This window comes from Streptomyces pactum (assembly GCF_016031615.1).
GTDB classification, from domain to species: domain Bacteria; phylum Actinomycetota; class Actinomycetes; order Streptomycetales; family Streptomycetaceae; genus Streptomyces; species Streptomyces pactus.
Map to the genome: position 1 here is coordinate 1,330,618 of NZ_JACYXC010000001.1, position 15,369 is coordinate 1,345,986.

Consider the following 15,369-nt stretch of genomic DNA (forward strand, 5'->3'; position numbering starts at 1 on the left):
ATGACCACGATCACTGACCTGTACCCCACCCGAGGGGCCACCGAGGTGCTCACCCCGCGCCAGGACCCCGTGGTCTGGTCCGCCCCCGGGACGTCCGGGCCCCTCACCGCCGACGAGCTGGGCGGCTACGACCGGGACGGGTTCCTCGCCATCGACCAGCTGATCACCCCCGAGGAGGTGGCGCTCTACCGGGCCGAGCTGGACCGGCTGATCGCCGACCCCGCCGTCCGGGCCGACGAGCGCTCCGTCATCGAGCCGAAGTCGCAGGACGTGCGGTCGGTGTTCGAGGTCCACCGGATCAGCGAGGTCTTCGCGGGGCTGGTACGCGATCCGCGGGTGGTCGGCCGCGCCCGGCAGATCCTCGGCTCCGACGTCTACGTCCACCAGTCGCGGGTCAACGTCAAGCCCGGCTTCGGGGCGAGCGGCTTCTACTGGCACTCGGACTTCGAGACCTGGCACGCCGAGGACGGTCTGCCCCGGATGCGCACGGTGTCGGTCTCGATCGCCCTGACGGAGAACTACGCGACCAACGGCGGCCTGATGATCATGCCCGGGTCGCACCGCACGTTCCTGGGCTGCGCCGGTGAGACCCCGGCGGACAACTACAAGCAGTCGCTGCGGATGCAGCAGGCCGGTACGCCCTCGCCGCAGGCCCTCACCGAACTGGCCGACCGGCACGGCATCCGGTTGTTCACCGGGAAGGCCGGCTCGGCCACCTGGTTCGACTGCAACTGCATGCACGGCTCCGGCGACAACATCACGCCGTACCCGCGCAGCAACGTCTTCATCGTGTTCAACAGTGTGGAGAACACCGCGGTGGAGCCGTTCGCGGCGCCCGCCCGGCGCCCGGAGTTCATCGGGGCGCGGGACTTCACCCCGGTGCGGTGAACGACGGCCGGTCCGCGAGGGCCGGCCCGGGGGAGGTGCCGGAACGCGTCGCCGGTGCCTCCCCCGTCCTCTTCGGCGGTCGCCGGGCCCGGCCCGGCGACCGCCGTCGTACGCCCGCGGGCGCTCGGCGGCCGGCCGCGGGTGCTCGGCGGCCGGCCGCGGACGTGCCGGCCGCCGGCTGGCCCGGTGCCGGTCAGGCCGTGGCGGGCGCGCCGGCCAGCACCTCCAGCAGCCGGTCCACCTGGTCCGACGAGTTGTACAGGTGGAAGGCGGCGCGCAGGTTGCCCGCCCGGTTCGACACGTACACCTCCGCCTCGGCCAGCCGGGCCGCGGCCCGGCCCAGCCCGGGGACCGACACGATCGCCGACCCGGGTGCGGAGACGCTGGGGTGGCCCAGCGCTGCCACCCCGGCGCGGAACCGGTCCGCCAGGGCCCGGTTGTGCGCGGCGACCGCCGCCACCCCGATCTCCTCGATCAGGGCGAGCGAGTGCGGCGCGGCGACGTAGGACAGCGCGGCGGGGCTGAGGTCGAAGCGGCGCGCGGAGCGGGCCAGTTCCTCCACGATGCCGTAGGTGCTGCGCCAGGGGTCCTCGCCGGCCACCCACCCGGCGAAGACCGGGGTCAGCCCGCCGAGGTCCTCCGGGACGGTGAGGAAGGCGACGCCCCGCGGGCAGAGCAGCCACTTGTAGGCCACCGCCACGGTGAAGTCGAAGGCGTCGGCGCTCAGCGGCAGCCAGCCGGCGGACTGGCTGAGGTCGACCAGGGTGCGGGCGCCGTGCGCCCGGGCGGCCGCCGTGACGGCGCCGAGGTCGGCGATCCGTCCGTCCGCCGACTGCACGGAACTCACCACGACCAGCTCGGTCTCCGGTCGCACCGCGCCGGCCAGGTCCTCCAGGGCGGCCACCCGCACCCGCAGGTCGGCACGGACCGCGAACGGGTTGACCAGGGAACTGAAGTCCCCGTCGGCCACCAGCACCTCCGCACCGGACGGCAGCGAGGTGGCGATCAGGCCGGCGTACACCGCGACCGAGCCGCCGGCCGCGACCCGGCGGGCCGGTACGCCGACGATCCGGGCGTAGCGCTCGCGGCTCTCCTCCACGGCGGCGAACGCCTCGTCCACGTACTGGCCGCTGGTGCCTGCGGTGTCCAGGGCGGCCCGCAGCGGGGCCAGCGAGCGGGCCGGGATCAGCCCGGTGGCGGCGGTGTTGAGGTAGGTGGTGCGGGGGGTGAACTCGTCTCCGGACAGGCTGTTCATCGGGCCACTATCGTCCGGCCGGGGCCCCGGCGTCCATGGTGCCCCTCCGGCGGCCCCCGGCGCGGCGGTCCGGGCACGGTGTTCCGGGAGGGTGCCGGGGCCCGCACGCCGGGTAGCGTGATCGTATGACGGACCCGGAACGGCTGCGGCGCTACTGGGAGACCACCGGCGCGGGACACACCTTCACCCATCCGCTCGATGCCGGACTGCTGGCCCGGTACGTCTCCCCCGACGCGCGCGTCCTGGACTACGGCTGCGGCTACGGGCGGCTGACGGCCCGCCTGGCCGCGCTCGGCTGGTCCCGGGTGCGGGGCGTGGACGTCTCCGCGGCGCTGGTGGCCCGGGGCCGCGCCGAGCACCCGGGGCTGGCCCTGGAACACGTGGCCGAGCCGCCGCTGCCGTACCCGGACGGCGCGTTCGACGCGGCGCTGCTGTTCGCCGTGCTGACCTGTGTGCCCGGTGAGCGGGACCAGGACCGGACGCTGGCGGAGCTGGCGCGGCTGCTGCGGCCCGGCGGGGTGCTGTACCTCAGCGACGTGCCCCTCCAGGACGACGAGGAGCACCGGGCCCGCTACCGCGCGGCGCGCCCGTGGGCGGAGGTGTACGGGACCTTCCGCATCCCCGACGGCGGGGTGTTCCGCCACCAGGACCCGGCGCGGCTGCGCGAACGGCTCGGCGCGCTGGGGTTCGAGGTGGCCGAGGAGCACCGGGACCCGGTGCCCACCCTCGACGGCCGGACCGTCACCCGGCTCCAGCTGGTGGCGCGCCGGGGACCGGACCGCCCCTGACCCGGCGGTGCGGGGCACGGGCGCCCGGGGACCCCGGCGGGGCGAGGTGCCCGGGCGCGGCGTACGGGCCCCGGCCGGGCGGTCCGCCCGGCCGGGGAGGGAGCCGGTGGCTCAGGTGAGCAGCTCGCGGATCGGGTGGATCGCGAAGTAGGCCGCGAAGAGCGCCGCGCTGCCCCACAGCAGCCAGTGCACCTCCCGGGCCTTGCCCAGCACGGTCTTGAGGACCACGTACGACACGAAGCCGGCGCCGATGCCGTTGGTGATGGAGTAGGTGAACGGCATCACGGCGATGGTGAGGAAGGCCGGGATGGCGATCTCGTACTTCTCCCACTCGATGTGCCGCACCTGGCTCATCAGCAGGAAGCCGACGGCGATCAGCGCGGGCGCGGCGGCCTGCATCGGCACCACGGTCAGCAGCGGCGTCAGGAAGAGCGCCGCGGCGAAGAGTCCGCCGGTGATGATGTTGGCGAAGCCGGTCCGGGCGCCCTCACCGACGCCCGCGGCGGATTCGATGTAGGTGGTGCTGGAGGACGCGGACGAGGCACCGCCGGCGACGGCGGCGACGCTGTCGATGAACAGCACCCGGCCCAGGTTCGGGACCTTGCCCTGCTCGTCCAGGAGTCCCGCCTCGTTGCTGACGCCGACGACGGTGCCCATGGTGTCGAAGAAGTCCGACAGGATCAGCGTGAAGACGATGAGCACCAGGGTCAGCGCGCCGACCTCGTCCCAGGCGCCGAGCAGGTCGAACTCGCCGATCAGGCCGAAGTCCGGCGAGGCCACCACGTCGTCCGGCAGCTCGGGGACGGTCACGCCCCAGGAGAGCGGGTTGACGTCGGCCAGCTCGTTGATCACGATCGCCAGCACCGTGGTGACCACGATGCTGATGAGGATCGCGCCCTTGAGGCCGCGCGCCATCAGCGCGATGGTCAGCAGCACCCCGACGCAGAACACCAGGATCGGCCAGCCCTCCAGCTCGCCGCCCGCACCGAGCTGGACCGGCACCGATCCGGTCTCGCCCGGGATCCGGGTGACGAAGCCGGCGTCGATGAAGCCGATGAAGGCGATGAACAGGCCGATGCCGACGCTGATCGCCTGCTTGAGCGGCTGCGGGATGGCGTGCATCACCGCCTCGCGGAGTCCGGTGACCACCAGCAGGCAGATGATGAGGCCTTCGAGGACCACCAGGCCCATCGCGTCGTCCCAGGCCATCTTCGGGGCGATCTGGAAGGCGACGACGGCGTTCAGCCCGAGACCTGCCGCGAGGGCGAGCGGCAGGTTTCCGGCGACGCCCATGATGATCGTCATCACCGCGGCCACCAGGGCGGTGGCGGTGGCCAGTTCGACGCCGGAGAGCTTGTCCCCGTACTTGTCCTCGGCGCTGCCCAGGATGATGGGGTTGAGCACGAGGATGTACGCCATGGTGAAGAAGGTGGCGAGGCCGCCACGTATCTCCCGGCCGAGATTTGATCCTCGCTCAGATATCCGGAAGAATCGGTCTATCCCGTTCCTGCCGGCTGTCGGCGGGGTGTTTCCCGCCTTGTCGATGACCTGTCTGGCCACGCGCTGCTCCTCGTTGTCTCAAACACGACGCGAACGAATGTGCTGGATTGTGCTCGCCGGACGCATCGTTCAGGTTTACGGTGCATTACGAGATCACTCCGACCGGCACGGGGAGTTGACACCGGACGCGCCGAGCCCGTGACGGCATCACCCGATGCCGGAATCGCGCCGGGAGGGGGACCGGCGGTCAGCGCATCGGCGCGTGGGTGCCGGAGGTCCGGCCCTCGGGCGGTGCGGACACGCCCGCGTCCCAGGTGTTGGTCCGCGAGACCGCCGAGTCGCCCAGGTCGGCCCCGGCGTCGCCGTTGCGGGCCGCCCAGGAGTGCTCCACCGTGACCGGGTCCGGCCAGTTTCGCAAATCCAGTCCGTCGTCGGCGTTGCCGAACACCCGGACGCCGGTGACCACATTGCCCCGGCCCGACCCGGATGTGAACGCTATGCCGTCGCCGGACCGCCCGTCCGCCGCCCGGTCACCGTTTCCGAACGCGTCCACATCACGGACCACGTTGTCGCGCGTACCGGGGCCACGCAGCACCAGGCCGCTGTCCCCGTTGGAATGCGCGCGGAGGTTCTCCAGCACCACTCCGGTGCACGAGGTGCAGACCACGGCCTGGTCCGGGGCGTCCCGGAACTCGATTCCGGAGACCGTCGTGAAATCGGCGCGCAACTCCAGCAGCGGGGCGCCGGCGGGCAGCCGGGAGCCGTCCACGGTGACCTTCTCGGCGCCGAACGCCCTGAGCACCACACGGTTTCCCGGGGTGCCGCCGGTACGGACCCGCAGTGGCTCGGTGGGGTGGTACGTCCCGCCCCGCACCTCGATGGTGGTGCCCTTGCCGGCGACCGACAGGGCCTTCTCCAGGGTGCGGAAGGGGGCGCCGCGGCTGCCGGGGGCGGAGTCGCTGCCGGCCGGGGAGACGTAGACCGTGGCGTCCACCGCGCTGGCCCCGCGGGGGGCGGTGGTGAGGTACACCCCGGCCACGGCCGAGGCGACGATCACCAGGGTGCCCAGCGGCAGCGTACGGTCCTTGCGGTGGCGGCCACGGTAGCGTCGGCGGCGTCTCATGGCTGAAGCAGCTCCCGTCGGTGCGGCGAGGATCGCCGAGCGCTCGCGGACTCCATGGGTGGACATGGTACGCACCGGAGTCGATCACGTGGCCGATTCCCCTGTATTGACAGGAGTTGACGAGGTGTCGGCATCCCGGCCGCACCGGGCCGGCCACCCTCCGGTGCGCCGCGCGCCGCCCCGCACGGCCCACGGCGCGGGCCCCGGAGCGGCGCGGACGGCGCCGGCGCGAAGGGTACGGGAGGGGGCGGGCGGGACGGGCGCGGGGGGCCAGGGGCGGCGGCCCGGCGGGGACCGGGACGCGGGCCGCCCGGCGCACCCGGCGCCCGCGACGCCCCCCCGCGCCGCACCGGGAGTGGTCCGTACGACGGACAGATGAACGGTGTGTAGCGGGTTCGTCACGGACGGGCACGTTAGTGAGTGCGCGGCCGCTGTCGGCACCCGGCGGGCATCTCACACCCCATCGGATGAAACGCACCGATGGAAACCGGCCGCCCTGCACCACTGGGGACGCCCTCGTCGGCCGGGCGGGCCGGGCGGACGGACACCGCCATCGTGGCCGGCCGGGGGCGGGGGGCGGAAACAGGTCAAGGAACCGTAAATCGAGGTCGTTCGTTAGCCGGGACATGACCGCTATGACTCCCGGCTCGAATCTCCCGCTCCCCGTCGCCCGCGTGGCAGTGGACGTCACCGCCCCGGTGCGGCTCGACGTGTCGGGCCTGCTCCTCACCGCCGACGGCAAGGTGCGCTCCGACGACGACTTCGTCTTCTACAACCAGCCCACCGGCCCCGGCGTCACCCACTCCGCCTCGGCCCCCGGCGGGGGCGACACCATCACCGTGGACACCGCGGCGATCCCGGCCGGCATCGACAAGGTCGTGGTGACCGCCTCCCTGGACGCGCCCGGCGCGACGTTCGCCGGCACGGAGCCCACCGCCACGGTGCGCGGCGCCGACGACGGCACCGTGATCGCCACCTTCACCCCGCCCCGGCTGGGGCCGGAGACGGCGCTGGTGGTCGTCGAGGTCTACCGGCGCGGTGGCGCCTGGAAGGTCCGCGCGGTCGGCCAGGGGTACGCCAACGGGCTGGCCGGCATCGCCACCGACTTCGGGGTGTCCATCGAGGAGCCGGCCGCGCCCGCCGCCCCGGCCCCCCGCCCCGCCCGTTGCGCCGCCCGCCGGACCCGCCGCGCACCTTCCCCCGCCGGCCGCGGTGCAGGCCCCCGCCGCCGCCGGCCGCGCCTCCCGCCGCCCCGGCCGCCGCGCCCGGCACCGGCAAGATCAACCTGGACAAGGGGCGGGTCAACCTCCAGAAGAACCAGACCGTCTCCCTGGTCAAGGGCGGCCGGCCGCTGCTGACCACGGTGAAGATGGGGCTCGGCTGGGAGCCCGCCTTCCGCGGCAAGGACATCGACCTGGACGCCTCGGTGATCGCCTACGGGGTGGACCGGAAGAAGATCGACAACTGCTTCTTCGGCAAGCTCAGCATCCTCGGCGGCACCATCCAGCACTCCGGCGACAACCTCACCGGCGAGGGCGGTGGCGACGACGAGGTGATCACCGTGCACCTGGGTGACCTGCCCCCGCAGGTCACCGGGCTGGTCTTCACCGTCAACTCCTTCTCCGGCCAGCGGTTCACCGATGTCGCCAAGGCGTACTGCCGGCTGCTGGACGGCGGTGGCCAGGAGCTGGTCCGCTTCGACCTCACCCACGCCGAACCGCGCACCGGGGTGCTGATGGCCAAAATGATCAAGCAGTTCTCCGGCGAGTGGGAGATGACCGCGCTGGGCGAGTACGTGGACTCGCGCACCGTGCGCGGCATGGTCAAGCCGGGCGGCAAGGCCCTCTAGGCCACGGGATCCGGGGGGCGGCGGACGCCGGCCGGGCCGGTACCGGACCTTGGTCGCCCCGCCGCCCCGGCTCCCGGCCCCCGCCGCACTGCCGCTCCCCCGTAGCCCCTGGCCGGGCCCGGTACCGGCACCGGTCAGCTGACCGGCGTGGCCCCGGCGCCCGCCCATGCCCCGGTGTCCGGCGCGGTCCCGGTGTCCGGCGCGGTCCCGGTGCCCGGCGCGGTCCCGGTGTCCGGCGCGGTCCCGGCCGGGGCCCGGAGGCCCGCGAGCCGGGCCAGCGCGCGGTAGGACTCCAGCAGTGCCGCACGGTCGTAGCTGCTGGTGGTCACCAGGATCTCGTCCGCGCCGCTGCGGGCGGTCAGCGCGGCCAGGGCCGTCGCGGCCTCCTCGGGGGTGCCGTACACATGGCCGCGCAGCGCCTCGTCGAAGTACCCGCGCTCCCGGTCGCCCATCGGCCGGGCGGCGATCTCCTCGGCCGGCACCAGCGGCGGGAACTCACCGTGGACGCGTGAGTGGGCGAGCGACCACGCCTCGGGGACCAGCAGCTCGCGGGCGCGTTCGGCGGTGGCGGCCACCGCCACGTTCCCCGCGACCACCACATAGGGCCGCTCGGCCCAGTGGGAGGGGCGGAACCCCCGCCGGTAGCCGTCGATCGCCCGCAGCATCGCCTCCTCACCGCGTACCGCGCCGATCACCAGCGGCAGTCCGAGGTCGGCCGCGACCTGCGCCCCCGCACCGGTGGCGAGCACGAAGGGCTGTGGCCGCAGCCCCTCGGCGGGGCGGGCGCGCACCCGCGGCCCGCCCGTCCGGTCGCCGGTGAAGTAGCCCAGCAGCTCGGTGAGCTGGGCGTCGAAGTCGTCCGCCGCCGCCTTGTCCCGGCCCAGCGCGCGGCGGACCCCGTCGGTGAAGCCGACCGAGCGGCCCAGCCCCATGTCGATCCGGCCCGGGTGGAGCGACTCCAGCACCCCGAACTGCTCGGCGACCACCAGCGGCCGGTGGTTGGGGAGCATCACCCCGCCGGTGCCGACCCGGATGACGGAGGTGGCCGCCGCCACCGCCGCGGCGAGCACCGTGGGCGCCGAGCCGGCCACCCCGGGCACCCCGTGGTGCTCGGCGACCCAGAACCGGTGGTAACCCAGGGCCTCCACCTGCCGCGCGAACCGCACCGTGTCGCGCAGCGCCCGGGCCGGCTCCTCCCCCCGGCGGATGCGGGAGCGGTCCAGGACGGAGAGCCGGATGCCGGCTGCGGGCGGGAACGTCACACTGCTGACAACAGAACGCCGGGCGCCGGGGATTCCCCGTCGCCCGGCGGCCGTCGGCCCGGCGGTGCGGCCCCGGTGCGGGGCAGCCGCGCGGGTGATGACGGTACGGATCAGCGGTGCGCGTGGTGGCGGCGCCAGGGCCCGGTGATCGCGACCATGATGCCGGGGGTCTGGATGCTGGCGTACAGGGTCCGGCCGTCGGGGGAGAAGACGACCCCGGCGAACTCGCTGTACTCCGGTTCCTCGGCGGTGCCGATGTTCAGCTCGTTGCGCGCGATCGGGTACGTACGGCCGTCGTCGGTGGCGCCGAACAGGTGCTGCACGCCCTCCCCGTCCTCGGCGATGATCAGGCCGCCGTACGGGGAGACGGTGATGTTGTCCGGGCCGTCCAGCGCGCCGTCCGCCGCGGGGTCGGTGTTGACGCCGAGCAGCACCTTGAGGGTGAGGGTGCGGCGCTTGGGGTCGTAGAACCAGACCTGGCCGTCGTGCTGCGCTCCCGGGCTCTCCTGGCGGGCGTAGCTGGAGACGATGTACGCGCCGCCGTCGGCCCACCACATGCCCTCCAGCTTGCGGCCGCGGGTGACCTCGCCGGGTCCGAACTGCTTGCGCACCGGCTCCGTGCGGGCGTCGCGGTCCGGGACGTCCGCCCAGTCCACGCCGTAGACGGTGCCGGTACGGGTGGCCCGGGAGAGGTCGTCCACGAACCGGCCGCCGGAGTCGAAGCACCGGGCTGCCTGGAGCACGCCCGCGTCGTCGGCGAGCCCGCGCAGCCGGCCGCGGCCGTGCTCGAAGCCGGACGGCGGGGTCCAGCGGTAGAGCAGCCCGTTGGGGTTGGACGCGTCCTCGGTGAGGTAGAGGTGGCCGCGGCGGGGGTCCACCACCACCGCCTCGTGGTCGTAGCGGCCGAGCGCCTTGACGGGCCTGGGGTCGAGGTTGGCGCGGCGGTCGTGCGGGTCGACCTCGAAGACGTAGCCGTGGTCCTTGGTCATGCCGTTCTGCCCGGCCCGGTCGGAGTTCTCCTCGCAGGTCAGCCAGGTGCCCCAGGGGGTGGTGCCGCCCGCGCAGTTGGTGGAGGTGCCGGCGATGCCGACCCACTCGGCGACGTGGTCGCCGTGCTTGGAGACCTCCACCACGGTGCAGCCGCCGGCCGCGGCCGGGTCGTAGACCAGGCCCTCGACCAGCGGCACCGGGTGCTGCCACTTCGACCGCGGGCCCTTCAGCTCGTGGTTGTTGACCAGCAGCGTGGTGCCGCGGGGGCCCGCGAAGGCGGCGGTGCCGTCGTGGTTGGAGGGGGTGGTCCCGCCGGACTCCAGGGTGGTGACGCCGGTGCGGGTCACGATCCGGTAGCGGAAGCCGGCCGGCAGCGCCAGGATGCCGTCGGGGTCCGGGAGGAGTTCGCCGTAGCCGATCGGGTGGCCGCCGCGCGCGTTCGACGGTCCCTCGTGGCCGGCGGCGATCGCGCCGGGCGCGGTGGCGAGCACCCCGGCGCTGCCGGCGAGGGCCACCCCGGCCCCGGTGTACGCGGAGTGCTTGGCGAAATCTCTACGGCTGAGCGGCATGGTCATCTCCTGAGTGGCCGGATCTGCACGACGGCTGCGGCCATACGGTTCCCCGTCGGCCCGAACGGGAGTTGAACGGCATGCGACGTCGGCCCTGCCGCTCACCGTCGTACCGCCGGCCCGTGTCCCCGCCCCGCCCGGGCGCACCGGGGTGCCACCCGGTCCGCGCCCCGGCTCCGGGGTGTCCGGAGCGCCGGCCGGGAGGATGCCCGCCCCGTAGCCCGGGTGCCTGGCCGGAAACGGCCGTCGGGCCTCGGAGTGCCGGGTGCGCGGCGGGGCTCGGCCCCGGCGGCACCGGACCGGGCCGGGCATCCTCCCGGCCGGCGCTCCGGCCACCCCGGAGCCGGACGGCGGGCGGGCGGCCGGCAGTCAGCAGCCGGACGGGGCGGCGGGGGCGACGGGCGGCCGGGAGAACACCGGACGGGGCACCGGCTCAGTGGCGGGACCGGGCCTTGAACGCCGCCTTGCGGGCCGCCTTGGCGGCCTTCTTGTCGGGGTGCAGCCGGCCCATGGCCTCCAGCACCTGCTCGGTGGCCGGGTGATCGACCCGCCAGACGGTCTCGAAGAACCCCTCCGAGGTGCCGGCGAGCCCTTCCACCAGGTCGCGCAGCTCCGCCGAGTCGCCCTCTGCCGCCAGTTGGGCGGCGAGGGTGTCCACGGTCAGCCAGAACACCATGTCCTGGGAGGGTTCGGGCACGTCCGGCACCCCCTGCTCGGCCAGCCAGACGCGGGCCAGCCCGCCCAGGTGCCGGTCGCCGAGGACCTCCCGGAGCGCGGGTTCGGCCTCCGGCCCGACCAGCGCCAGGGTCTGCTGGCAGGCGAGCCGGCGCAGCGGCGCGGCCTCGTCGTCGCCCCGGGCGGCGTCCAGGAGTTCGCGCGCGGCGGCCTCGGGGGCGCGGTGGGCGAGCCAGGCCTCCGCCTCGGCCCGGGCCGCCCGCTCGGGGTAGCCGGGCAGGGCGTCGAGCAGCACCTCCGGGCCCTTGCCGGCCAGGTCCCCGACGGCCGGGGCGTCCACCCCGGCGTCCAGCAGCCGGTTGCGCACCGCGAAGACTCCGAGCGGGGTGAGCCGGACCATGCCGTAGCGGGCGATGTCCTCCGCCGCGATCTCGTCGGCGCCCTCGCCGGCCGTGGCGGCCGGGGCCTCGTCGTCGTCCGTCAGCAGCCGCTCGTCCAGCGGATGGTGGACGACGATGCCGGTGGGCTCCAGCAGCCGGAATTGGTCGTCCAGGCGCATCATCGCCTCGGAGACCTCCTCCAGGATGTCGTCGCTGGGCTCGTCCATGTCCTCCGGGACGATCACGGAGGCGGCCAGCGCGGGCAGCGGCACCGGCCGCCGGTCCGCCTCCTCGTCCGTGGCCGTGAGCAGGTAGAGGTTGCCCAGGACGCCGTCGAGGAAGTCGGCCTCGTCCTCCGGGTTCCAGCCCAGCGCGTCCAGGTCCACCTCGCCGTCCGGACCCAGCGCCCCGGCGAGGTCGTCGAGGTCGGGGATGGCGGCGTCGGCCAGTACGGTCTCCAGGCCGGCGAGCCAGATGTCCAGCACGTCCCGCGGGCTGCCTCCGGTCAGCAGGGCCAGCCGGTCACCGGGGGTCGCCAGACCGGTGGCGCCGGTCGCCGGCGACGCCTCCGCGCCCGGTGCGCCGTCGGCCCCACTGTCCTCGGTGAACTCCACCAGCCCGGTGTCGAGCGCCAGCTGCCACGCCTCGGCGGCGTACGCCGGTCCGTCCGTGTCCTCGGCGAGGCCCAGCTGCGCGGTGGCCGCCGCCAGGTCGTCGGCGAGCAGCTCACCGCCGGGGCCGACCCGCTTCCCCGGCCCGGCCCAGCGGGCCAGCCGCGCCGCGCGGGACAGGAGGGGGGCGGCGAGGGCGTCCCGCGCGAGCTCCGCGTCGGTGTGCAGCCGCACCGGCGGCATGGTGAGGCGATCTGCGGACATGAGGGACATCTCCTCGGCGGAGGTGGACGGACAGCACCCAAGCGTAGACGGACCGCCACCGTGCTCCGTGCCCGGTGGGCCTGCTCCCGGCGGCGGCGGACGTATTCGGCCATGGGGGCGCGCGGCCGCATCCGGAACACGCCGGGCGCGGGCGGCGCAGGCCCGCGTAGACGGTGGCGCGGACCCCACGCCGCCCGGGCCGAGGTGGCGGCGCCCGAACCGGGGCGGCGCATCCGGGCCGAGGACGGACTGCGGGGCCCGGGCCGAGGGGCGGGCGCATCCGGGCCCAGGACGGACGGCAGGAGGCTCCTGGGCCGAGGGCAGGCGGCGGGCCCGGCCGGTCAGGGGGGCCGGCCGGACCCGGGCGGGTCGGTTGAACACCGCGGGCCCCGCACCGGTCGCCGGGCCCGCCGCACTCCCCCCGCCGCCGTACGCTCGCCTGCGCCCCGGCCCGCCGTCCCGTAGCGGTCACGCGCCGGACTCCGGTGCGAGCCCCCGGGCACGTGCCGTGCCCCGGCGTGCGCCGGGAGCCCCGCCCCGACGCGCCCCCACGCCCGGCGGGCGGGGCCCGCCCCGACCCGCCGCACCTCGCCCCCGCACCCCTGCCCGCCCCGCGCTCCCGACCGCGCCTCCCGCACCCCCCGGCGCGGGGCCGCCCCGCGCTCCCCCGGCCCGCGCCGCCGACGGACCAGGAAAGGCACCTCCGCCGTCCGCGACCACCAGCGGCGCGGGGCCATCGAGGGCCCCGGCGAGGACCGGACCGCATGTCCGCGGGCACCGGCACCGCGGCGCGCATCATCGCGGGCCGCCCGGTGTCCGCGGGCCACCGCCCGTCCGACCACGAACCCCGGCCGGTGAACCGCCTGGATCGGCCGCCCGCCGGCACCCGCGGTTCACCGTCCGGCCGGGCACCGTACACCCGGCGAGCCTTGACAATTGCCATGCTCACGCAAGAGATTGACGCGCGTAGAGGTCAATTCCCCCCTTATTTCTCTCCCCCATCGGAGGCCCTCCGCCATGTCCGCCCGCGCCTTGCGCCGATCCGCCGCCGTCACCGCCGTCATCGCCTCGGCGCTCACGGCCGGCCTGCTCGCCGTCCCGCAGTCCGCCTCCGCGTCCGAGATCCGTATCCACGACATCCAGGGCGACACCCGGGTGTCCCCGCTCGCCGGCCGGCAGGTCTCCCAGGTGCCCGGCGTCGTGACCGGCGTCCGGGCCTTCGGCTCCGCGCGCGGTTTCTGGATACAGGACACCCGGCCCGACCGGGACCCGGCGACCAGCGAGGGCGTCTTCGTCTTCACCGGCTCCACCACCCCGTCGGTCGCCGTCGGGGACGCGGTGGAGGTCTCCGGTACCGTCACCGAGTACTACCCGGGCGGCGTGGACGCCGGGCTCCAGTCCGTCACCGAGATCACCAAGGCCACCTGGACGGTGCTCTCCCCGGGCAACCCCCTCCCGGCCGCCTTCGTCCTGAGCCCCTCGTCGGTGCCGGGCCGGTACGCCCCGGACGCCGGCGGCGGCAGCATCGAGGGCCTCCGGCTGCGTCCGCACTCCTACGCCCTGGACCGCTACGAGTCGGTGGAGGGCATGGTGGTCGCGGTACGGAACGCCCCGGTCACCGGCGCCACCAGCGAACACAAGGAGCTGTGGGTCACCGCCGAGCCGCACCACAACCGCACCGCCGGCGGCGGGGTGCTCTACTCCTCCTACCGGGACCCCAACCCGGGCCGGGTGAAGGTGGCCTCGCTCATCCCGTACGCCCAGACCCCGTTCCCGGTGGCGGACGTCGGTGACGAGCTGACCGGCACCACCGAGGGCCCGCTGGACTACGACAACTACGGCGGCTACGAGATCCAGGCCACCCGGCTCGGCGAGCTGACCGACGGCGGGCGGGGGCGGGAGACCACCCGTCCGCAGGCGGCCGACGAACTCGCGGTGGCCACCTACAACGTGGAGAACCTCTCCGCCCGTACCTCGCAGGCCAAGTTCGACCGGCTGGCGCAGGCCCTGGTGACCCACCTGGCCTCCCCCGACATCGTGGCGCTGGAGGAGGTCCAGGACGACAACGGGACCACCAACGACGCGGTGACCGGCGCCGACGCCACGCTGAAGAAGCTCACCGACGCCATCGTCGCCGCCGGCGGCCCCGCCTACCGGTGGCGGCAGATCGACCCGGTGGACGACCAGGACGGCGGGCAGCCCGGCGGCAACATCCGGGTGGCCTTCCTCTACAACCCCGAGCGGGTGTCCTTCACCGACGTCCCCGGCGGTGACGCCACCACCGCGGTGCGGGCCGTGGAGCGTGACGGCGAACTCGGCCTGTCCGCTTCCCCCGGCCGCATCGAGCCGGCCGACAGCGCCTGGACCGACAGCCGCAAGCCGCTGGTGGGGCAGTTCTCCTTCCGCGGCCGACCGGTCTTCGTGATCGCCAACCACTTCAACTCCAAGGGCGGCGACCAGGGCCTGGACAGCCGCTTCCAGCAGCCGGCGCGCGGCTCGGAGAAGCAGCGCGGCGCGCAGGCGAAGCTGGTCAACACCTTCGTCAAGGAACTGCTCGCGATCGACCCGCGGGCCGACGTGGTGGTCGCCGGCGACCTCAACGACTACGAGTTCTCCCCGGCGCTGCGCACGCTGACCGACGGCGGGGTGCTCACCGACCTGGTCCGGCGACTGCCGCGCCAGGAGCGCTACGGGTACGTCTACAACGGCAACTCGCAGGTGCTGGACCACGTGCTGACCAGCCGCCACGTGCGCCAGGTCGAGTACGACATCGTGCACATCAACGCCGAGTTCGCCGACCAGGCCAGCGACCACGACCCGCAGGTCGCGCGCATCAAGCCGTAACGTCCACGGCGCGCGCGGCCTGCCGGGACTGCCGGGGAGGCCGGCGCCGGTCCGGCCCCGCTCCCCCTGCGCGCCCCTCGGCCCGGCCACTCCGCCCCTCGGGGCACGTCGGCGCCCGCCCCCGGCCGCACCCGGATCCCGGAGGGACGTCCGGTCGGCCCGGCGCTTCTCGGCACGTCCCTCCGCCCGGGCGGCGCTCGCCCCGCGGGGCACGCGCCGGGTGCGGCCCCGGGCCCGGATCGCCGCCCGGGGCCGCAGCCACCGCGTGAGCCGATCGCCGCACGGGCCGGGGCCCTCCCGGCAGGGCGCGCCCGGGCGGCGCGGTGGCGACACCCGGCCCCCCGGACACCCGCCCGGTCCCCCGGCCGCCC

Annotated in this window: 11 protein-coding genes; 5 read left to right on the forward strand and 6 right to left on the reverse strand. The window is 75.0% G+C overall.

The genetic code is table 11. The features are described from left to right. On the forward strand, positions 1 to 888 hold the full coding sequence (gene thpD, locus IHE55_RS05330; RefSeq protein WP_197987968.1) for an ectoine hydroxylase: 888 nt from the start codon (positions 1 to 3) through the stop codon (positions 886 to 888). Positions 889 to 1,081: 193 nt separating this feature from the next. On the opposite strand, the gene IHE55_RS05335 is transcribed toward thpD, so the two are convergent. Continuing rightward, entirely contained in the window at positions 1,082 to 2,143 is a 1,062-nt protein-coding gene (locus IHE55_RS05335; protein ID WP_197987969.1) for an aminotransferase class V-fold PLP-dependent enzyme, read from the reverse strand. Positions 2,144 to 2,268: 125 nt separating this feature from the next. On the opposite strand from IHE55_RS05335, the gene IHE55_RS05340 reads away from it, so the two are divergent. Continuing rightward, complete coding sequence (locus IHE55_RS05340; protein ID WP_197987970.1) at positions 2,269 to 2,931, forward strand: class I SAM-dependent methyltransferase; 663 nt, start codon at positions 2,269 to 2,271, stop codon at positions 2,929 to 2,931. A gap of 111 nt (positions 2,932 to 3,042) precedes the next feature. Here IHE55_RS05340 and IHE55_RS05345 read toward each other — a convergent pair whose 3' ends face one another. Both IHE55_RS05345 and IHE55_RS05350 read right to left on the reverse strand, forming a co-directional pair. Next, positions 3,043 to 4,491 (reverse strand): NCS2 family permease, encoded by a 1,449-nt coding sequence (locus IHE55_RS05345; RefSeq protein WP_197987971.1) that lies wholly within the window; start codon positions 4,489 to 4,491, stop codon positions 3,043 to 3,045. 187 nt (positions 4,492 to 4,678) lie between these two features. Then, positions 4,679 to 5,554 carry a right-handed parallel beta-helix repeat-containing protein gene (locus tag IHE55_RS05350; RefSeq protein ID WP_197987972.1) on the reverse strand — a complete coding sequence of 292 codons (876 nt, stop codon included), beginning with the start codon at positions 5,552 to 5,554 and terminating at the stop codon, positions 4,679 to 4,681. Between the two features lie 674 nt (positions 5,555 to 6,228). On the opposite strand from IHE55_RS05350, the gene IHE55_RS30750 reads away from it, so the two are divergent. Then, positions 6,229 to 6,912 (forward strand): TerD family protein, encoded by a 684-nt coding sequence (locus IHE55_RS30750; protein WP_307826525.1) that lies wholly within the window; start codon positions 6,229 to 6,231, stop codon positions 6,910 to 6,912. After that, the gene (locus tag IHE55_RS30755; protein ID WP_232265942.1) at positions 6,909 to 7,403 is read left to right on the forward strand and encodes a TerD family protein; all 495 of its coding nucleotides are present in this window, start codon (positions 6,909 to 6,911) and stop codon (positions 7,401 to 7,403) included. Before IHE55_RS30750 ends, IHE55_RS30755 begins: the two co-directional genes overlap by 4 nt. 134 nt (positions 7,404 to 7,537) lie before the next feature. Here the strand turns inward: IHE55_RS30755 and IHE55_RS05360 are convergent, their stop codons facing one another. The 3 genes from IHE55_RS05360 to IHE55_RS05370 all read right to left on the reverse strand — a co-directional run bounded on the left by IHE55_RS05360 (position 7,538) and on the right by IHE55_RS05370 (position 12,154). After that, entirely contained in the window at positions 7,538 to 8,665 is a 1,128-nt protein-coding gene (locus IHE55_RS05360; protein WP_197987973.1) for an MsnO8 family LLM class oxidoreductase, read from the reverse strand. Between the two features lie 110 nt (positions 8,666 to 8,775). Beyond that, positions 8,776 to 10,224 carry an alkaline phosphatase PhoX gene (locus IHE55_RS05365; RefSeq protein ID WP_197987974.1) on the reverse strand — a complete coding sequence of 483 codons (1,449 nt, stop codon included), beginning with the start codon at positions 10,222 to 10,224 and terminating at the stop codon, positions 8,776 to 8,778. Positions 10,225 to 10,657: 433 nt separating this feature from the next. Further along, positions 10,658 to 12,154, reverse strand: coding sequence for a hypothetical protein (locus IHE55_RS05370; RefSeq protein WP_197987975.1), 1,497 nt, complete (start codon positions 12,152 to 12,154; stop codon positions 10,658 to 10,660). 1,017 nt (positions 12,155 to 13,171) lie between these two features. Between IHE55_RS05370 and IHE55_RS05375 the strand changes: the two genes are divergently transcribed. Continuing rightward, complete coding sequence (locus tag IHE55_RS05375; protein ID WP_197987976.1) at positions 13,172 to 14,998, forward strand: DUF8508 domain-containing protein; 1,827 nt, start codon at positions 13,172 to 13,174, stop codon at positions 14,996 to 14,998. Positions 14,999 to 15,369 lie beyond the last annotated feature (371 nt).

Coding starts and splice junctions, on each gene's coding strand:
- thpD (WP_197987968.1), top strand. CDS start 1: ATGACCACGATCACTGACCTGTACCCCACCCGAGGGGCCACCGAGGTG.
- IHE55_RS05335 (WP_197987969.1), bottom strand. CDS start 2,143: ATGAACAGCCTGTCCGGAGACGAGTTCACCCCCCGCACCACCTACCTC.
- IHE55_RS05340 (WP_197987970.1), top strand. CDS start 2,269: ATGACGGACCCGGAACGGCTGCGGCGCTACTGGGAGACCACCGGCGCG.
- IHE55_RS05350 (WP_197987972.1), bottom strand. CDS start 5,554: ATGAGACGCCGCCGACGCTACCGTGGCCGCCACCGCAAGGACCGTACG.
- IHE55_RS05365 (WP_197987974.1), bottom strand. CDS start 10,224: ATGCCGCTCAGCCGTAGAGATTTCGCCAAGCACTCCGCGTACACCGGG.
- IHE55_RS05370 (WP_197987975.1), bottom strand. CDS start 12,154: ATGTCCGCAGATCGCCTCACCATGCCGCCGGTGCGGCTGCACACCGAC.
- IHE55_RS05375 (WP_197987976.1), top strand. CDS start 13,172: ATGTCCGCCCGCGCCTTGCGCCGATCCGCCGCCGTCACCGCCGTCATC.